General features: G+C 41.7%; 16 protein-coding genes. 6 read left to right on the top strand and 10 right to left on the bottom strand.

Annotation, left to right across the window (positions count from 1 at the left end; all coding sequences use genetic code 11):
- Positions 1-65: 65 nt before the first annotated feature.
- The 4 genes from NSS87_RS08780 to NSS87_RS08765 are packed head-to-tail and all read right to left on the bottom strand — an operon-like array spanning position 66 to position 3,873.
- On the bottom strand, positions 66-1,679 hold the full coding sequence (locus tag NSS87_RS08780; RefSeq protein WP_339246331.1) for an extracellular solute-binding protein: 1,614 nt from the start codon (positions 1,677-1,679) through the stop codon (positions 66-68).
- Positions 1,680-1,714: 35 nt separating this feature from the next.
- Positions 1,715-2,623 (bottom strand): carbohydrate ABC transporter permease, encoded by a 909-nt coding sequence (locus NSS87_RS08775; RefSeq protein WP_042186276.1) that lies wholly within the window; start codon positions 2,621-2,623, stop codon positions 1,715-1,717.
- A 16-nt stretch (positions 2,624-2,639) separates the two neighbouring features.
- Positions 2,640-3,587, bottom strand: coding sequence for an ABC transporter permease subunit (locus tag NSS87_RS08770; RefSeq protein WP_339248477.1), 948 nt, complete (start codon positions 3,585-3,587; stop codon positions 2,640-2,642).
- A 16-nt stretch (positions 3,588-3,603) separates the two neighbouring features.
- A complete protein-coding gene (locus NSS87_RS08765; RefSeq protein ID WP_042186271.1) occupies positions 3,604-3,873 on the bottom strand; it encodes a hypothetical protein in 270 nt (89 codons plus the stop codon).
- Positions 3,874-4,084: 211 nt separating this feature from the next.
- Between NSS87_RS08765 and NSS87_RS08760 the strand changes: the two genes are divergently transcribed.
- The 6 genes from NSS87_RS08760 (at position 4,085) to NSS87_RS08735 (ending at position 11,791) form a co-directional block, all read left to right on the top strand.
- Positions 4,085-5,035, top strand: coding sequence for an ABC transporter permease subunit (locus NSS87_RS08760; protein ID WP_042193514.1), 951 nt, complete (start codon positions 4,085-4,087; stop codon positions 5,033-5,035).
- Positions 5,036-5,046: 11 nt separating this feature from the next.
- Positions 5,047-5,976 (top strand): carbohydrate ABC transporter permease, encoded by a 930-nt coding sequence (locus tag NSS87_RS08755; protein WP_042186269.1) that lies wholly within the window; start codon positions 5,047-5,049, stop codon positions 5,974-5,976.
- A gap of 92 nt (positions 5,977-6,068) precedes the next feature.
- Positions 6,069-7,565, top strand: coding sequence for an ABC transporter substrate-binding protein (locus NSS87_RS08750; RefSeq protein ID WP_042186267.1), 1,497 nt, complete (start codon positions 6,069-6,071; stop codon positions 7,563-7,565).
- A 185-nt stretch (positions 7,566-7,750) separates the two neighbouring features.
- The gene (locus NSS87_RS08745; RefSeq protein WP_156113081.1) at positions 7,751-9,493 is read left to right on the top strand and encodes a histidine kinase; all 1,743 of its coding nucleotides are present in this window, start codon (positions 7,751-7,753) and stop codon (positions 9,491-9,493) included.
- 2 nt (positions 9,494-9,495) lie between these two features.
- Positions 9,496-10,257, top strand: coding sequence for a response regulator (locus NSS87_RS08740; protein WP_339246326.1), 762 nt, complete (start codon positions 9,496-9,498; stop codon positions 10,255-10,257).
- 40 nt (positions 10,258-10,297) lie between these two features.
- Positions 10,298-11,791, top strand: coding sequence for an ABC transporter substrate-binding protein (locus NSS87_RS08735; protein WP_042186263.1), 1,494 nt, complete (start codon positions 10,298-10,300; stop codon positions 11,789-11,791).
- Between the two features lie 74 nt (positions 11,792-11,865).
- Here NSS87_RS08735 and NSS87_RS08730 read toward each other — a convergent pair whose 3' ends face one another.
- The 6 genes from NSS87_RS08730 to NSS87_RS08705 all read right to left on the bottom strand — a co-directional run bounded on the left by NSS87_RS08730 (position 11,866) and on the right by NSS87_RS08705 (position 19,621).
- Entirely contained in the window at positions 11,866-13,356 is a 1,491-nt protein-coding gene (locus NSS87_RS08730; RefSeq protein WP_339246321.1) for an MDR family MFS transporter, read from the bottom strand.
- 17 nt (positions 13,357-13,373) lie between these two features.
- Positions 13,374-13,976 (bottom strand): TetR/AcrR family transcriptional regulator, encoded by a 603-nt coding sequence (locus tag NSS87_RS08725; RefSeq protein WP_339246319.1) that lies wholly within the window; start codon positions 13,974-13,976, stop codon positions 13,374-13,376.
- Positions 13,977-14,191: 215 nt separating this feature from the next.
- Positions 14,192-15,094, bottom strand: a complete 903-nt coding sequence (locus NSS87_RS08720; protein WP_339246316.1) for a carbohydrate ABC transporter permease — start codon at positions 15,092-15,094, stop codon at positions 14,192-14,194.
- 28 nt (positions 15,095-15,122) lie between these two features.
- A complete protein-coding gene (locus NSS87_RS08715) occupies positions 15,123-16,013 on the bottom strand; it encodes an ABC transporter permease subunit (RefSeq protein WP_231573407.1) in 891 nt (296 codons plus the stop codon).
- 122 nt (positions 16,014-16,135) lie between these two features.
- Positions 16,136-17,782, bottom strand: a complete 1,647-nt coding sequence (locus tag NSS87_RS08710; RefSeq protein WP_339246313.1) for an extracellular solute-binding protein — start codon at positions 17,780-17,782, stop codon at positions 16,136-16,138.
- 219 nt (positions 17,783-18,001) lie between these two features.
- Entirely contained in the window at positions 18,002-19,621 is a 1,620-nt protein-coding gene (locus tag NSS87_RS08705; RefSeq protein WP_339246311.1) for an extracellular solute-binding protein, read from the bottom strand.
- Positions 19,622-19,647: the final 26 nt, after the last annotated feature.

Below are 19,647 nucleotides of genomic sequence, written 5' to 3'. Positions count from 1 at the left end.
TTCCCGGTCATGCCTAGGATGACCGGGAAGTTTTTCAAAATATGAGAATGTATAAGCTTCACAAATTATTTACTAGCAGCCCATGTATCGTATGCTTGTTGATACGTTGATTCGAGCTTCTCATACCCCATTTTTTTCATTTGAGTGATATATTTGTCCCAATTGGATAATGGCTCTGCGCCTGTAACGAATTTCGCTTCCATTTCCTTCACGTATTTATCCAAATCGGAACGGAGTGTTTTGATTTCCGTCTGTTGGTCTACCGTCAGGAATACCGATGGGAAGGGAGTCTTTGCAATAGGTGTAAGCTTTGTAGCTGTTTCTTTGTCAATCCAGTCATCAAAGCTAGTACGAAGACCTAAAACATAGCTGTTCTCATAGGAACCTGGTGTATTAATCCCGTAGTTTGGCGTGATTGTACCGCGGTATTCTTCACGATCCGTACCATCTGGAACTGGCAGCCATTCTTTCTCGCCTGTTGCTTTATCTTTGTATTTAAATAACGTACCTTCAGGTCCATACGCCCAGAAGGAATACCCTTCTTCGCTAAATTGGTAATCAATCCAGCGCATACTTGCTTCCGGGTTGGGGTTCGTGTTTGAAATCGCGAAACCGCCAATGGTGTTAATACCAGGATGCTTGCCGTATACAGGTGTTCCAGCAATATCACTAGATACAGGCTGCATCATCGGGTTATCTTCACTCGGTTCACCACCAAGCGTGAAGTATGGGAAATAATCGGAGAATAAGGCCACTTGATTGTTTTTCCCTTTTGCTTTCTTCTGCTCATCGGTTTGAGAGAATGTTTCATGATCCAGCAAATTCTCGTTCCATAAGCGATTCAAGAAGGTTAAATATTCTTTGTAGGCTGGTTCAGCTTGTGGAAAGTGTACTTTGTTCTCCTTATCTACGTAGATATCCTCGTTATACATCCCCCAGAATCCGAGGAAGAACATCCGTAAATCATCTAATTTCACAGAGGATAGAGGAACCTCATCGTCTTTACCGTTTCCGTTCGCATCTTCCTCTTTAACCTTCTTCAAATAGTTGTATAGCTCTTCTGTGGTCTGCGGTAATTTGTTTTCCATGCCGAACTTCTTCAAGAACTTCCCGTTATACCACATCGGTCCACGATACCATACCGCAGATGGCTGAATATTGCGTAGTGCATAGATATGTCCATCTGGTGTTGTCATTGATTTGCGAATATCCGGATTTTCATCGAGAATTTTTTTTAAATTAGGTGCGTAGCCCTCATCAATGTATTTTTCTAAAGGCAGCAACAAACCTTGACTTCCGTAGGTAACTTGATCCGATCCTTTTAAATCCGCCGCATAGAAAATATCGGGAAGCGTACCGCTTGCAAATACCAAATTCTTTTTCGTCTCAAAGCTGTCTTGTGGGGCGTTTTGAATCTTTAACTTAATATTCGTCATCTTCTCGTATTCCTGAATAACAGGCATCTTGTTCCAATCCTGACGCCCTACATCCGGTGCCATAATAGAAAGCTCAATCGGATTATCCACGATAGGAAAGCCCGTCTTATGAACCTCTGCGGCTGTGTCTGAGCTTTCTGTGCTTGCCGTCCCCTTATCGTTACTCGATCCACATGCAGTAAAAATAGAAATTGACATGGAAAGACATAACAACATGAGTCCAGTTTTACGATAATTCGTCATACAAAAACCTCCCCTTTTTTACTTGTATCTTAAGATCAACCCTTAACAGAGCCAATCATGACACCTTGCACGAAATAACGTTGCAAGAATGGATAGACAGCAATAATCGGAAGCGTAGATACGATAATGACTCCATACTTCACAAGTGAAGCAATTTCTGCCTTGTTGTTCTGGGCTGCAGCAGCTGTCGCATCGATAATGCCACCTACTTGAGATTGCATTTCCTGAAGAACGAGAATCTGACGAAGCACAAGCTGCAATGGATATTTCGCATCATCATTCAGGTAGATCATGGCGCCGAAATAGCTGTTCCAATGCCCTACCCCGTAGAATAAGGCCATAACTGCGATAATTGGCATCGATAACGGGAGAACAATCCGCAGGAATAAGCGAATATTCGTCGCGCCATCGATTTGAGCCGCATCTTGAAGCTCAGCTGGAATGGAGTTCGCGAAGAAGGTACGAGAGACAATAATATTCCAGATTGACGCTGCGCCAGGAAGTACTAGTGCCCACATCGTGTTGACCATGCCTAGCCCTTTTACCAACATGTATGTAGGGACGAGACCCCCTCCAATGAACATCGTTACCATGAACATCCCCATGAAAAACCCACGGCCTACAAAGTCCTTACGACTGAGTGCATATGCCGCTGGCATCGTAACGACCAAGTTAATCGTTGTGCCTAGCAATGTATACAAAATCGTATTTCCATACCCCGTCCAAATCTTCGAGTTCTGAAATACAATTTCATACCCCTTAAAGGTAATACCTTTTGGAAGAAGCCACATTTCACCGGAAGCAACCATCTTCGGATCACTGATCGATGCGCTAATAATATATAAGATGGGATATGCGACTAACAACAATGCAATTGTCACATACGTATAGGTGCAAATTAGAAATATTCGATCTCGCTTAGATAGCTTTATACCTGATACCATAAATTCCAACCTCCTTCTACCATAGACTGTTCTCGCTCGTACGGCGGACAATTTGATTCACCGTAATAAGCAGGATGCAATTCACAATGGAGTTAAATAAACCAACAGCTGTTGAGAAGCTATATTGCGCATCGACAAGACCAGATCGATAGACAAAGGTTGAAATCACGTCAGAGCTTGACATATTCAATGAATTTTGCAGAAGTAATATTTTCTCAAAACCTACACTTAACAAGCCACCCATATTTAGAATTAATAGAATGGTCATGGTCGGTATAAGCGTTGGAATATTGATGTGGCGAACACGTTGGAAGCGAGAGGCCCCGTCAATGATTGCCGCTTCATGTAAGCCTGGGTCTACACCCGAGAGTGCCGCCAAATAAATAATCGTCCCCCAACCCGCACTCTGCCACACGCCTGAGAATACATACATCGTCTTAAACCAACCAGGACTTGTCAGAAACTGCGGTGCACTAAAGCCTAAACCTTCAATGGCATGAATAATCATACCGTTCGATGGAGACAAGAAGGTAATAATCATCCCCGCCATAACAACGACAGAAATGAAATGAGGTGCATAGGTAACGGTCTGAACAAGTCGCTTGAAGAAGCCATCCTTCACTTCGTTAAACGCAAGCGCCAGAATAATTGGGATTGGGAATCCAATGGCTAATTCATACAAGCTAATACTGAGCGTGTTCCACAGCAAATCCCAGAAATAGTACGAGTTAAAAAATCGAATGAAATGATCAAAGCCTACCCATTCACTGCCAAAATAGCCTTTTGACGGAATGTAGTTCTTAAAAGCAATCTGAATCCCATACATCGGTCCATAGCTGAAAATGAGGAAGTAAAAGAATGCGGGTGCGATAAAAATGTAAAGCTCCCAATTCTGACAAATCTTCTTCCATGTCTCGTTTCTGCCCTTACGCTTTTCTTTCGGTGCTGAATTCACAGTTCGCATATGTACGCTTCCTGTTTCATGCATCGCGACATCCCCTCCTTATAGGTAATGATGAGAACATTCTGATCATCGAGTGAGCATCATTATCTATCGAATTGTTATCAATCGCATTAATGCTAGCGCTTACATTTACACTATATAGAATCGAGCAAATCGTAAATATGTCATTCTCGCTTATCAAGAATTTCGTGTTGTACTGCGGGATGATATACGTTTCACCGCTATGTTGATGTTCTATAAGTGTGTCATTCTTGCGCTTTTCGCCCATAATTGCGTTGTAATACAATACCAAAGCTCCTCACAGAGGCAATGTGTATAAATCTCCATAGCACATGTTTTTTTTGCGCATTTAAAGGGAATTCATCCTGAATCTAACGTTTGTTGACTGAAGTATCATGTTTCTTAACTGGAAGCATCTCACTGTACTTTATAAAATTAATTCAGGGAAAGCGGTTACAAATAGCAGCATGTATGAAACACATGAAGGAGCGGATGATATGAGCACTAAAATTGAACGTAGCAAAATTAGAAAGCGCATACACTGGCGAAAGCAAGATTCCGAGTTAACCCTGCTCGCCTTGCCGACATTCATCTGGTATATCTTATTTTCTTTCTTACCGATGTTCGGTATGATTATTGCCTTTAAAAATTTCAAAATCAGCGGCAACTTTATTAGCAACGTAATAAATAGTTCTTGGGTCGGCTTCAAAAACTTTGAATTCTTATTCAAATCAAATGATGCCTGGATCATTCTTCGTAACACGATAGGGTATAACATCATTTTCATTATTCTTGGCATCGTGTTGCCGGTAATGTTCGCCATTATGATCAGCCTGCTGCATAGCCGCAAAGCAAGCAAGGTTTATCAGACCATGATGTTTCTGCCCTACTTTCTGTCATGGGTAGTCGTATCTGCTGTAGGCTGGGCCTTCTTCAGCTTTGATAAAGGCATCCTCAATCAATTTCTTGTGGGTATTGGGCATGATGCTGTGAATTGGTATATGGAACCGCAATATTGGCCCTACATTCTTATCTTTTTAAACATCTGGAAGAGCATAGGTTATGGCATGATTATTTATCTGGCAACCATCACGGGAATCGACAGCACCTATTATGAGGCTGCAGTTATTGATGGAGCTTCAATCTGGCAGCAGACACGCTTCATTACCTTACCCATGCTAAAGCTGGTCATTGTCATGATGTTCATCCTGTCAGTAGGTCGTATTTTCTACACGGATTTCGGACTGTTCTATCAGGTCACACGCGACTCCAACTCCCTCTACAATGTGGCCACAACAGTTGATGTCCTAGTTTATAAACAGCTAAAAACCGCCACCGTAGGAATGGCATCCGCTGCCGCTTTCGTCCAATCGATGCTGGGCTGTATTACAATCCTGAGTGCTAACTGGATCGTTAAAAAAATCGATTCCGACAGTGCAATGATCTAGGAGGAGAGACAATGGCAAAGACACCCACCTATCAATCTGGCTTGGAGAAATTCAACCGCACAAGTAACGGCATCAATGCTTTGTTCACCCTAATTTTTATTCTGCTGGCAATTGCCTGCGTCGTGCCTGTGATCGTCGTGTTATCCATATCGCTTACCGATGAATCCTATATTCGTGAAACAGGATACAGCATTTTCCCAACCGTTCTATCCGGAGATGCTTACTCTTATATCGCCAAGCAAGGAACGATGATTCTGCGTGCGTTAGGTGTATCCCTACTTGTAACTATCGTAGGTACTGTACTTGGCGTGCTGCTCACCACAACAATGGGATATGTCATTTCACGTCCGGCTTACAAGCTCAAGAACTTCCTCACCTGGGTTGTATTCATCCCGATGGTATTTAACGGGGGGCTAGTCTCCAGTTACTTTATCAACACAAATTTCTTGGGATTAAAGAACAGCGTTTGGGCACTCATCCTGCCGCTCGCAGTATCCTCCTTTAACGTTATTATTTGTAAAACCTTTTTCAGGAGCACGATCCCTGATGGCTTAATCGAATCTGCTGAAATTGACGGGGCTAGTCAGTTTCGCACCTTCTTCTCAATCATTCTCCCAATCTCCTTGCCTGTACTAGCTACGATTGGACTGTTCCTCTGCTTCGGTTACTGGAACGACTGGTTTCAATCGATGCTGTATATCGATAATCAGAATCTCTATTCGCTACAAGCGTTACTTAACAGCTTAATGTCCAATGCCGATGCGCTCGCCCGAAACTCAATAAGCATGGGTATCAGCTTTGCTGAGCTTGTCGCAACAATGCCTAAAGAATCTGCCCGTATGGCTGTTGCTATTCTCATCGTGTTGCCTGTTGCCTGCGCGTATCCCTTCTTCCAGAGATACTTCATTACCGGCCTTACCATTGGCGCAGTCAAAGGCTAGTCCCGAAATAAGCCAAGCCAAGCTTGGTTTATGATATATAACCGTACTTTTACTACGGTACTATTCATCATTCAACACTAGGAGGAGTTAAAGTGAAGAACACCCTAAAGTTCGCCTCAACATTGTGTATTCTCGCATTAATGCTGTCCCTGCTTGCTGCATGTGGCAGCTCGAAGCCAGCGGCGCCCACAGCAACCAATGAAAACGAGAGTGGCACAACTGCTACTGATGCACCAACCACCAAGGAAATCCCTACATTGGTATGGTGGCTGATCGGCGGACAGGTTCCTGAGAATTTTAGTAAAGCCGTTGAGCAAATGAACGAATACACCGCTGAGAAAATCGGTGTCAAAGTGGACATCAAAGTGGCTAGCTGGGGAGAATGGGACACAAAAATCAACACCATTGTGAATACAGGTGAACCCTTTGATATGATGTTTACCAACAACACAAAGTACAGTAAGCAGGTCGCTATGGGAGCGTTCGCGGACATTACGGATCTGGTACAAAGTGAGGCCCCTGAACTTTACAAGTCTATCCCTACCAAAGTATGGGATGGTGTGAAAATTGGTGGAAAAACTTTCGCTGTACCGACGTATAAGGATTCTTCATTAACTCAATATTGGGTATTCGATGACAAGCTTGTACAAAAATATAATATCGATTACCAAAACATTAAAACGATGCAAGATTTAGACAAACCATTCCATGATATGAAAGCTGGTGAAGGCAAAAGCTTCTACCCGTTGCAGTTGATCCAAGGCGAAGGCTTCCCAGGCATTTTAAACAATTATGATGATATGACTTTAGGTTTCAATCCTATTGGAGTAAACGTTGAGGATGCTTCCCGGAAAGTCGTGTCCGTGTTTGAACAACCGGAAGTTATGACTAACTTAAAGCTGCTACATCAGTGGTATAAAGATGGTATTGTTAACCCGGATGCACCAACTAAAACTGAAGGCGACAAATACAGAGCATTCTTCTCCGCACAAGCCTTCCCTGGTGCAGAAGCTGGCTGGCAAATCACCGCAGGTATTGACAAATACGTCATGACTCAAATTTTTGGGCCTTTGTATACAACTAGTACAATTCAAGGCTCGATGAATGTAATCTCGGCAAATTCCAAATACAAAGTGGAAGCTATGAAATATTTGCAATTAGTGAATACAGATCCAAAATTACGAAATATGCTTGCATTTGGTGAATTAGGCGTCGACTATAAGAGCATTGACGGAGAGAAATCAATCGAGCGGATCAGTGATACATGGCCTTTGGCAGCATACTCCCAAGGTACCTTCTTCAATCTTGCGGTTACGAAGGGAGCTCCTCTAGATCAGTGGGAACAAGTGAAAAAATTGAACGAACAAGCGGCATCATCTAGCGTATTAGGCTTCGCACTTGATATTGGCGAGTTGCAGACTGAAGTTGCTAACTGCCAAGCTGTATATGATAAATATAGATATGAATTGCTTACAGGCGCTTCTGATCCTGAGAAGGTAATCCCTAAATTGCTGTCTGAGCTGAAAAATGCTGGAATGGACAAAATCATGCAAGTTGCTCAAGAACAAATCAACAATTACTTTAAGTAAAGCTTATCGAACTCACATGGTATATCAGCGCTGATATACCATGTGTTTTCCTTTCGTACTTTAAAATTTATTTGAACTAAAGCTACGCTTCATATATATTTACAGTGAATTACATGCTCTCACAACCATAGCAGCGAGAGACTTATTCCTCTATATTATGTGTCTGACCTTAGGGGGCATTACAAATGAGGTTTTGGAGGAGTTCTTTTTTTCATATTAAAATATATCGCAATAAATTTTGGGCTTACCTGATCTTCATTGTAACCATCGGGTTAACACTGGGCACTATGACCAGCGTTATTCTTATTAATCAATGGATCGGGAACACACGGATTGAAGCTGCGAATGCCTTTTCCCGTATTGAGAACAACTTTCAGAATGATGCCGATCGGATTGAAGCTTACATGCAAAGATTGTATTCCAATCAGGATCTGATGAAAGACGTCCGTTATTTTATGAGCCCTTCCGTTGAAGGATATCTGACTAAAAGATTGGAGAATAGCCCTTATTCATCACAATCACTGCTCTCTTTTCCTGAGGATACTAAAACATATCTTTACAGCTGGGCCCAGGGAGATATTACTCAAATCAGCGTTCATACCAAGGACTACGGAAATATTATCTATTTTAATAGTTTTGGTATTCCTAGCTTCCAGTTTGGCGTTCCAAATTCTGACGAAATCTTCGATGAAAGTATACAGAAGGGCTTCGTCTCTCGCAAAAAACTAAATCAAAGTGCTACAGAACCAGGGGAAATCCACTTTCAGATCAGTAGCAAGCGAATATTCAGTATCGTAAATAATTATCAACTCGGTAATGCGGCTGTAATCAACCCTTCTACCGGGGAGACATTCATTATTGGTAACAATAAATCCATAATGAAAGAAATCACCCAACAAGCGGTTGCGAATAATAAAAATCATGGCTTTATCGTATATAAAGGATATATTCCCATTTTCTTTGTTACCTTTACATCTACCAAATACAATTATCGATTTATTAGTACAGTAGACTTGGCTGCACTAATAAGTCAGCATAGCACGGTATTGCTCAATATATTTATGATCGTCTTTACCGCTATGATCTGTGTACTCCTGCTCGTAGTCTACAACCTTCGTGATGATTCGCGGTTTCTGCACCGTATTATACAGTCAATCAAACGTGCGAAAACTGCTGACTTCACTCCCAATAAGCCTGCACGTTATCGTATGAATGAATATGGTATGATTGCTCGAGAAGTCGACGATATGATACACCAATTAGACAAATATATTCGAAACGAATACTTGCTTAAATTAAAACAGCAGGAAGCAGAAATGAAAGCGCTTCAACATCAAATCAATCCACATTTTCTTTATAATACCTTGGAGGTTATTCGATCTACTGCATTGGTTCATCAGAATGAGCCTACCGCAGATGCGATTGCAACCTTAGGAGCGTTGTATCGAGAAATTGTTAAGAAAGAAAATATTATTTCAATAGGTAGTGAGCTGGAACTGTTACGAAAATACCTGCAAATTATGGAGTTTAAATATCCTGAGCACTTTTTTTACCAAATTGATGTTGAAGATACTATTCTTGCTCTTTCTACTGTTAAATTCTGGATGCAACCCTTGGCAGAAAATTTCTTCGTCCATGGGTTTAATATAAATAAAGAATTTAATTTATTTATCGTGTCAGGCTGGGAAGATGAAGACTACTATAGACTGGATTTCATTGACAATGGAGTACGAATTGATGAAGAACAGCTAACTGCCATCAGACGGGTCCTTTCAAGTAATAATGACCATGCCACCAATAGCATCGGACTATATAATGTCTATGCCCGGCTACAATTTTTCTATCAAGAGGATTTCTCGATTACCATTGAGAATAATGACGAAGCTGGTGTCAAAATCTCTGTACAGATTTCTAAAAGAGGTGATTAGATATGTACAAACTTTTGATTGTGGATGATGAACCTCAGATTTTGGAAGGTATGAAACGTATTCTGGATTGGGAGCATTACGGATTCAAACAAATAGAAACAAGTGAATCCACTGAAGATGCTGTATTTAAAGCTGTAGATTTAATACCTGACATTGCTATTATCGATGTGTGTATTGGCAAGAATCTAGGGTATGATGCTATCCAAAAGCTAAATGAAGTGAGCCTTCCAACCAAATATATTATTATAAGCGGCTATAGTGACTTTCAATATGCCCAGCAAGCTATTCGTTGCGGAGTAAAGGATTACCTATTAAAGCCTGTGGATCGAATCAAGCTGCAGGAGGTCATTGAAAAAATAATTATCGAAGACTTACATGGCACGATTAGAGATGTGAATGCTGACTCCATGAGTATTGATCCTGTACTTGGAATACATTACGATGCCTTCTCAAAGCTGGTCAATCGTATATTAATTATGATTAAAACAGAATTCGCTCATAATATTTCATTAAAATCCGTTGCTGATCGATTTCAAATGAACAGTACCTATCTTGGACAAATCTTCATTAAAGAAACAAGTATGAAGTTCTCAGAGTATCTAATGAGCTATCGTATGCATCGTGCACAAGAGCTTATCCAAACGACTAATGAGAAAATACACTGGATTGCCCTTTCTGTTGGTTATAACAACCTGAACTATTTTTATACACAATTTCAAAATCATTTTGGTACCTCTCCCTCAAGTTTACGGATGAAAAGTTAAGGCTGGATGTATATTGCAAAGTGATTTAGGGGGCCGTGTCATGAATAGATATAGCTGCTTCATCTGTGGCATTATTCTGCTGTTCATTACATTGTTAACTGGCTGCACCAAGCAGAACTTGAACGCTGCGAACTTTAATGCAGAACCCACGGTAAATCTGATTTATTATACAATCGGTGATCCTGATAAGGATCTGGCCCTTGTTAACAACAAAATTAACGACATATTGATGAAAAAAATTGGAATTACCATAACCTATAATAAAATTGGTTGGCAGGAATATGCTGATCGCATGAACACAATGATCTCCTCTGACAGCCCTTTTGATATTGCTTTTGCTCCGGATTATGCTAAATATGCCAAACGTGGGGTATGGCTGAAGTTAGATGACTATTTGATGAATCTAGCCAAAGAAATGTACCTTGCAATAGACCCCATCTTTTGGAAGGGTGCTGAGATGGATGACGGGTTCATCTACGGCGTCCCCACCAACAAAGAATTGGCTGTACGCGAGAATTGGATGTATCCTGATTCTCTGGTAGAAAAATACAATATTAAAGTTAACCAATATAACACACTGGAATCGCTCGAACCGCTGCTTCGCATGATACAAAAAAATGAACCCGATTATTTGCCCATGGAGCTTGATCGAGACTCACACAATTTTTTTGCTATGTACGGCTACGAATATATAGGGGACAACAGACTCCCATTAATGATCCAATCTCTGGATCCTACTGCTCCTGTGGTCAATATCTTCGAAACCCGTGAAGCCAAACATATATTGGATACGTTAAGACGTTACTATCAATTAGGGTTCATTAATCAAGACGCCGCTTTGCGAGAACCAGGAAGTTTGAAACACGGTGTAAAGGTATTTTGGGAATCTGGTAGTGGCGGTCCACTCTCTGAGAGCGTCTGGAGTAACGATCTGGGGTATAAAATTGTAACCAATCCAGTAACACCCGAGGTGGCAACTACAGAAGCTGTGCGCGGAGGGATGATGGTTGTGAATGCACATACGAAGCATCCTGTGGAGAGCATCAAATTTCTAAACTTATTGAATACCGATCCTGACCTGCGTAACTTATTTCAATACGGCATTGAAGGCGTTCATTATACACTGGATCAGAATGACCAGGTTGTCCTAAGTTCGATAAAAGACAGTCAAGGAAATCCTCTTCCCAAGGCGAACGGTGGCTACACTGGCATACAATACACTCAGGGAAACTGGTTTATCTTAAGTACATTAGGTGGAATCTACCCTGACCCACTAAACAAGTGGGAGCAATTCCGCATCTACAACTCCAAGGTTGTGGAGTCCCAAGTACTGGGCTTTACTCCCGATCTGTCAGAGCTAAATGAGCAAATTGACAACATTGAGATTGTCTGGCGCAAATTTTATCCAAGTCTTATGACAGGCAGTGTCGATGTTGATGCCATTCTCCCCAAATTCAACCATGAACTTCATGAAGCAGGTATTGATAAGGTACGTAAGGAGATCCAGAAGCAATTGGATCTTTGGAGGAAATAGAAAGTCACTGTAAAGAAAAGCCCCCAAGAGAGACACTTTAGATAAAGTGACCTTCTTGGGGGGCTTATTTAAGACTAGTGACCCATCATCATCGCTGGATCTACCTCTTCACCGATATTTTCAGCTTGTTGCAGCTTCGGCTTGCGAAGGATGAGGGACATAACAATACCAACACATACGATACAAGCGGTCAGGAGAAACGTATCTCCAAAGCCGGCTACTAAGGCAGTCTGCGGGTTTCCTGTCTTTCCGATTGTTGCCATATGAGTATTTGTATGAGAAGTCAGATAAGCTGTAAGACCTGTTACTGCGAAGGATACGACAACCTGTTGAGCCGCTGAAGTCAACGGTGTCACACGGCTAACCAAATGACGTGGTGCTGAATTTAATACATGTGTATTAAGAGGCATCATGGTTGACCCCATACCTAACCCCATCACACAAACCGCAACAATAACCATCCAAATCGGTGTATCCACGGTTACCGTCGAGAGAATAAACATCGCGGTGGCGATAACACTCAACCCACAGAACGCTAATGGACGAGCTCCAATTTTATCAAACAACCTACCACTAATCGGCATCATAAGACCGGCGCATAACGCTTGCGGCATCACGATCCAACCGGTATGAAGTGCGGTATAACCTTTAATATTCTGTAGATACAAAGGAATCATCAGTGTAGCTCCGAATAATGCCATCTGTACGATCCAAGTAAGAATAATACCGCGAGTGAAATCAGATGATTTAAATACCTTCAGTTCAAGCAAAGGATACTTCTGTCTAAGCTCCACCACAATGAACAGTATTAATGCGATACCACCGATTGTTAAGCCTGTAATAGCACCCGTTGAAGACCAATCTGTTCCACCTTCGCTTACACCATAAGCAAGCATAGCGAACGCAATCGGTGCAAGACACATCCCGAGAATATCAAGATGTGTTGACTTCTGCGGTTCAGTCTTCGGTAAGTATTTCTTACCCAAAATGAAGGCCACAACACCAATAGGCAAATTGATAATAAAGATCCAGTGCCAACTCACATAATCGACAAGATAACCGGATATTACAGGACCAAAAGCTGGCGCCATCAACATTGGGATTCCAAGAACACCCATAATTGAGCCTCGACGTTCGGGTGGAGCTAATTTGAATACCATTGCCATCCCGATCGGTGCAACCATACCTCCGCCTAGACCTTGAATAATACGGAATAAAATTAGTTGTTCAGGTGATTGCGCTAAGCCGCATAGAACAGACCCTAATGTAAACAGCACAATCGTTACAAGGAAAATACGCTTTGATCCAAATTTATCGGTCATCCAACCAGCAAGTGGAATTACGGCGGATAGTGCTAATGTGTACCCCGTTATTGCCCATTGAATTGTCTTTAGATCAGTATGGAAATATTCCACTAGTTTAGGAACTGCATTGTTAACAACTGTACTGTCCAGAATAACCATAATCATACCGACGATTATCGCAAGCAAAGGTGGCAGAATAGCTTTCAGGGAGAACGTGTCCCCTTCCTGCGTAAGGGGTTTTGTTGTAGTATTTGAAGTCATTGTGATACCTCTGCTTTCTAAATTTTGACTGAATATTTGTGAAAATAATGCTCGAAAAACAAATCAATACTTTCCTCAATCGATATAGGAATATCGAGTAGAGACGATTGAATGCAGTTGTTCGGCTGACATTTAGTAACAGGATTCACTTTGGTGAACAGTGACATAATGGCAGCAAACATATGCTGTGTCATCAACAATATGGTCTTTCGATCGGTTACACCCGTCACTTCTGTCATAACTGTGCTTAATTTCTCGAATCCTTGTTGCTTCATAAAATGTACATATTCGGCTACCGATTCAAACAGTGGATCATGTCCAAGAATCCGCTTGAGCAGATCAGGATAATCTTTAAGAAATAAGGCGTACGTCAAAATAAATTGTTTCAGTCGTTCGATTGGCTGATATTCCATAACATCGAATATATCAAACGCCGAGCGGAATGTTTCCAGGATCATCTTCATTGCTTCATGCATAAGTTTTTCTTTCGACCCGAAATAATAATTAATTAGCGCTACATTAGTACCAGCTTCACTAGCAATCTTCCGAATGGTAACACTATCAATCCCTTCGGACTTAATTAAATGCAGCGTTGCGTCTAAAATCTTCTCCTTCGTCATAGAACTCTCCTTAACTCGTCATGCAATTAAACACTGTTTAAAACAATGTTTAATATACCTTGAAAACTTAATGTGCGTCAATGGAAATTTCAGAAAGTATATTTACTGTTTTCAACAAAGACGGAAACATACGATGCAGTGCTTAGTTTTGAAGAACAAAAATAACCGGCCGAGAATATATCTCGCCGGCTGATTGTGTTTGTTTGTTTGTTCTCCTAGCCCTTTATCGAACCGATCATAACACCTTTTTCAAAATATTTCTGAATAAACGGATACACAATAAGAATCGGTATAGTAGATACAATAATAACTCCATACTTAACCTGGTCAGCAAATTGCTGAGCATACCCGCCTGCACTGCCGCCCGAGCCTCCGCCTTGGGAGAAAACCTGGTTGGATAATAGAATATCACGCAAAATGATTTGTAACGGCTGCAGGTCATTCGAATGAATGTAGATAAGCCCAGTAAAAAAATCATTCCAATGTGCTACCAAATAATACAGCGCAATGACAGATATGACGGACTTAGATAAAGGGATCGCAATATAGAAGAAAAATTTAAAATGAGTACATCCATCCAATGCAGCGGATTCATAAATTTCTTTAGGCAGTGAAGCTTCAAAGAACGTACGTGCAATAATGAGATTAAACACATTCACTGCAAAGGGAAGAATAAAGACCCACATCGAATTGGTCAGAGATAGATCTTTCATCAGGATATACGTTGGAATTAGTCCACCATTAAAAAATAATGTAAAAACGAAGAAAAACATCAAGAACCGGCGTGCACGGAACTCTTGTCTGGATAGTGTATACGCTGCCGGGATCGTAAGAAGCAGATTAAACATTGTTCCCAAAACTGTATAAATAACGGTATTCTTGTAGCCTATCCAAATACGCATATCCTGAAAAATTTGCTCGTAGCCAAAGAAACTGATTCCTCTGGGAAATAGAGTAACCTTGCCGGTGGAGACCAATGTCTGGTCACTGACAGAAGCAATAATAACAAAGTACAAGGGATAAGCGACGATCAGGAAAATTAGAACACATAAGATAATGATCGAAATATCAAATAGAATCTCACCCGTGCTGCGCTTGTGATTAGTTGTTGCCTGCATAAGCATCACCTTTCGATGTTCGTTCCATTTACCAGAGGCTAATATCTGAGTTGCGTTTGGAAATCCAGTTCATGGTAACCAGAAAGAAAAAATTGATGACGGTATTAAATAATCCGATGGCTGACGAATAACTGAATTGATTGGAAAGAATACCGATTTTATAAACATAGGTGGAAATGACCTCTGATACGGGAAGGTTCAATGAATTCTGCATCAAGAATACCTTCTCGAATCCGGTTCCCAGTACATTCCCCATACTCAGAATAAATAATATGATAATTGTCGGAACCAAGGCAGGGATATCGATATGCAGAATCATCTTCCATTTGTTCGCTCCGTCAATTTTGGCAGCATCATAGAGACTTGGACTCACTGTTGATAATGCGGCCAGATAAATAATACTGTTCCATCCAGCATGCTGCCATATATCCGAAATCACAAACACCGGGACGAATGAATTCGTGGAGGCGAGCAAATTAATGTCCGTGTCGCCAAGCTTGGAGATCAGTTGACCAAGGATTCCTGTATTCGGTGACAGGAGAACATTCAGCAATCCAACCATAACTACAATTGAGATAAAATGAGGCATATATACGATGGTCTGCAGCAGCTTCTTAGTGCGAAACCATTTCACTTGATTCAGTATGAGCGCTAGTATGATCGGTGCTGGAAATCCAAGAACGATTGTTGTGATGCTGATAATCACAGTATTTCTCATCAAATCCCAAAACTGATAGTTATTGATGAATTGTGAGAAATAATGCAGACCGCGCCAGGCGCCACCTGCCAATCCACGCGAGAAATCATAATCCCTGAAGGCAAGCTGAATTCCATACATTGGAATATAGTTGAAGATGATAACTACAACGATCGCCGGAATTATCATAATCCATAATTGATAGTCGCGTTTAAGCTCCATTAGATTTCTTCTATGTTTATTGGGAGTTATTGAGGACATCATAAGCCTCCTTTATAAGGAGACAGCTTCTCTTCATCCTGTAAAGAAAAGCCGTCTCCGGATGTTCTATAAATCTTTACAGCTTATTTCTTACTTTTGTAATCATCATAGTATTTCTGCATAGTGGACAAGTTGTTATCCAGCCCCATCTGCTTAATGTTACTCACATAGGAGTCCCATTCCTTGGTAACTCCCCCTTTGGTAACCCACTGCGAGAACTTAGACATCGCCAGATTAATCATATTCGTATTCACTAACACCATGGCATTGTTGTCTTCCGGGTTATATTTAATGAACATGCTTGGTAAAATATCGTTATCCTTGTCAATCCCACTGAGGACCGCCTGCAGCGGCTCTGTCTGTTTGCCAACAGATTGCATATCAGTTCCAAGTGTCAGTTTCAATGAATCGGAGATAAAGGTAGGTCCATTATCCGCCCAGGTTGATGTCCACTTCCATGTGCCTGGGTCCATTTGGCTGTCAGTAGGTGGCAGGACCGCGTAGCTTCCATCTCCATTATCTTTAATGTTCGTACCAAGTGATCCGAATAGTACCTGCATACTAACTGTAGGATTATACAGCTCATTAATAAATTTCATTGCCGCTTCTTTATTCTTGGACTTAGCAGACATGACGACCATGTTACCGCCGAAATTCAATGAGTAACCGTCATAGTCATAGGACTGCTTAATCGTTGAATCCGCCGACACTTTAAGCGGAGCGATCGACTCATATTGTGGAGCCAAGGTGTTGCCAAAGCGGTCCGTTACTTCCCAACCCCATGAAAAGCCGACCTTCGCTTTGTCCCCGCTGCCGCGCGCAACCGATTGGAATTTGGAATAATCCTGCGTGAAGGCTTCCGGGTTAATTAAGCCAGCCTGCCAGCACTTATTCATGAATTCCACGAACTGCTTGTATCGATCATCCACAAAGTAATTTTTAATCTGGCCACCCTCGGTAAAATATCCTTGACCACTACTATCCGTTAATGTAATACCTAAACTGCCAAGCAATATTTGTGGCTGAAAATAACCAAATCCTGTCGTCCCCACCGGAGCGAAATCCATAGGGATTTCATCATTTACATCACCGTCCCCATTGGCATCCTTCTCTTTGAACGCCAGGAGCACATTATATAATTCATCCCAATTAGTCGGTTCCTTGAGACCTAAATTGTCTAACCATTGTTTATTGATATATTGCCGACTTACCGTATCCGGCCAGAATCGTTGATATTTTGGTAAACCGTATATTTTCCCATCCAGCTGTGTAGCGATTAATTTGGTCTCCGGCTTCTCAGTAAACATCTGTTGAATGTTAGTGCCGCCTGTTGAAATGAGCTCGGTTAAATCCTGAAAGAGTCCGGTGAACTGGGCAAAATCAGCATCCGTGATCACATTCGGTCCTATAAGGATATCCGGAATATCTCCTCCGGCTAACAAAGCGCCTTTTTTCTGATCCCAGTCCGCTGAAATTTCTTGCCACTCAATATCTACCCCCACTTGCTCCTCAACCTTGGTCAACCATTCCATTTTGGAGAATTCTTGCGTAAGAGGATGTTTCAGCATGATCCCTTTTAGTTTTACTGTACCGGTTGTAGAATTCGTTGACGAACTTGAATCAGAAGAAGAGGCACCATCATTACTCCCGCCTCCACACCCCGCAAGAATTGTTCCAAATAGGCTAAGTGCTAATACGGGCTTCATTACCTTTAACAAATATTCCCTCATACAACGAACCTCCCTTTTTGGTTTAAAGCGCACGTTCAAGCTGCGAGGCAAGCAATTGGAATACAATTTTTTGCTTCTTACTGCTCGCATTTCACATGACGGCTACATCGCAACTTTAACCCGGGGTTGAGGCGGCTGTATACGAACAAGAATTTAAGCATTCGCAATATTTGAAAGCGTTAACAATTCGATGGTTTTGGGCGTTTTTTGAATTCGTTTTCAATTATTGTTGACGTTCAAATTTGGTTGAGCATAATAATCCTCATAACCCTGTTGATATATTCTGTACAGTACTGGCAGTCCCATTTGTTTCAGCTGATTAATATACTGATCCCATTCCTTATCTACCGTTGAATTCATAATCCATTCCGCAAATTTCTCATCGACCAGCTTAAATATATCTGATTTTGCCAAGGCCATTTCATTAAGCTCTTCTGACGAAAATTTAATCATCGGATAAATGTCCTCTGATTTAGGCTCATAAGCTTTATAGATGCTGTCCAATTCTCTTCGGATCGTTACCGCGGGAGGAACAATCGTTTTGTTCTCCAATGATTGCGAAAAGTATAGCGGACCATTATCCACGAGAGCATTCGTCCATTGCTGTGTATCTTGATCACCTTCTGGAGCGGGAACTATGGTATATATACCGTCAAGTTCCTTAGTCACATAATCAGGCATGGAGCCGTAATAGCCTTGGATCGAATTTTCCTCGGAGTAGAATTGATCAATCCATTGAATGGTCTCGACAGGATGCGGATTAGCTGTTGTCATGCTAAACAGATTGGTTGTTATTCTTACGCGAGAAGGACTCATTGGCCATAATGGCGCCACATTACTACCGCTACGCAGCGGTGGCAAAGCCACATATTCGTTGGCCCATTTACCAACGCGGTCTGTTAATGACCAACCGAAGGTCACACCAACCGTTGCCGCATCATCTTGTTGCGCACTCGCTTTCATCCCGGAATAATCTTGCGTGAACACGTCCGGATTGATCAGCTTTTCCTTCCAGAGCTCTGCCAGGTGAGAGACTAAGCTCTTATATTCATCACTCTCGAACAAAAAGCGGATCTGCCCTTTCGTCACTCCGATCATCTCTTCGGTGAAATTATCTGTCACTCCATAAGCCCCAAGTAAACTGGTCACACTAAATAGACCTCTGCTCCCCAGACTTCCTCCAGCACCTGCCCACCAGTCCATTCCAAGCTCATCCTGCTTCCCGTTGCCATTGGGATCTCCATTGCGAAAGGCGGTTAATACATCACGCAGTTCATCCAGCGTAGTCGGTTCTGTCAGTCCAAGCTTATCCAGCCATTTCTTATTAATCATCAAGACATTATAGCTATCTGTATTAATTGGTCTTACACCGGGAAGAGAATACATCTTCCCATCGGGAAATGTACTCACCCGCTTGGTTTCGGGAACTTCCTCAAACATTCTCTTGATATTCGGGGCATATTTATCGATATATTCACTAAGGTCTACGAATTTATCCTTATTCGCGATGATATCCTGATCGGTCAATCCAGCCAAAAAAGCATCAGGCATTTCTCCGCTTGTCAAAGCAGTGCTTTTCGCTTCTTCCCATCCGTTACGTTTCTGCATCCAGTTCACATGAATTTTTGCGTCAGTAGCGATGCGATTCAAATAAGGAATATCCTGAAGATTCTTGGATAGCTGATGTGTAGGTGTCATCACGCTAATCTGTACCCTGTCTAGCAGCTCTACATTGCGCTCTGTAGTATGGTCAGACTCATTCTTCGCACTGCATCCCTGAAGCAATATAATCACCGGTAGCATACATACACATATAACCCATCGTCTCATTCCTCGCATATTGAATCCCCCCGTAGCTTATATCT

Source organism: Paenibacillus sp. FSL F4-0243, from assembly GCF_037963295.1.
GTDB lineage: Bacteria > Bacillota > Bacilli > Paenibacillales > Paenibacillaceae > Paenibacillus_AQ.
This window is presented reverse-complemented; position numbering and strand designations above follow the sequence as displayed.

Excerpts from the sequence above, each read along its gene's own strand:
- NSS87_RS08705 (WP_339246311.1), bottom strand. The coding sequence starts at position 19,621 with ATGCGAGGAATGAGACGATGGGTTATATGTGTATGTATGCTACCGGTG.
- NSS87_RS08780 (WP_339246331.1), bottom strand. The coding sequence starts at position 1,679 with ATGACGAATTATCGTAAAACTGGACTCATGTTGTTATGTCTTTCCATG.
- NSS87_RS08745 (WP_156113081.1), top strand. The coding sequence starts at position 7,751 with ATGAGGTTTTGGAGGAGTTCTTTTTTTCATATTAAAATATATCGCAAT.
- NSS87_RS08775 (WP_042186276.1), bottom strand. The coding sequence starts at position 2,623 with ATGGTATCAGGTATAAAGCTATCTAAGCGAGATCGAATATTTCTAATT.
- NSS87_RS08740 (WP_339246326.1), top strand. The coding sequence starts at position 9,496 with ATGTACAAACTTTTGATTGTGGATGATGAACCTCAGATTTTGGAAGGT.
- NSS87_RS08720 (WP_339246316.1), bottom strand. The coding sequence starts at position 15,094 with ATGCAGGCAACAACTAATCACAAGCGCAGCACGGGTGAGATTCTATTT.
- NSS87_RS08735 (WP_042186263.1), top strand. The coding sequence starts at position 10,298 with ATGAATAGATATAGCTGCTTCATCTGTGGCATTATTCTGCTGTTCATT.
- NSS87_RS08770 (WP_339248477.1), bottom strand. The coding sequence starts at position 3,587 with ATGCGAACTGTGAATTCAGCACCGAAAGAAAAGCGTAAGGGCAGAAAC.
- NSS87_RS08730 (WP_339246321.1), bottom strand. The coding sequence starts at position 13,356 with ATGACTTCAAATACTACAACAAAACCCCTTACGCAGGAAGGGGACACG.
- NSS87_RS08710 (WP_339246313.1), bottom strand. The coding sequence starts at position 17,782 with ATGAGGGAATATTTGTTAAAGGTAATGAAGCCCGTATTAGCACTTAGC.
- NSS87_RS08760 (WP_042193514.1), top strand. The coding sequence starts at position 4,085 with ATGAGCACTAAAATTGAACGTAGCAAAATTAGAAAGCGCATACACTGG.
- NSS87_RS08725 (WP_339246319.1), bottom strand. The coding sequence starts at position 13,976 with ATGACGAAGGAGAAGATTTTAGACGCAACGCTGCATTTAATTAAGTCC.
- NSS87_RS08755 (WP_042186269.1), top strand. The coding sequence starts at position 5,047 with ATGGCAAAGACACCCACCTATCAATCTGGCTTGGAGAAATTCAACCGC.
- NSS87_RS08715 (WP_231573407.1), bottom strand. The coding sequence starts at position 16,013 with ATGGAGCTTAAACGCGACTATCAATTATGGATTATGATAATTCCGGCG.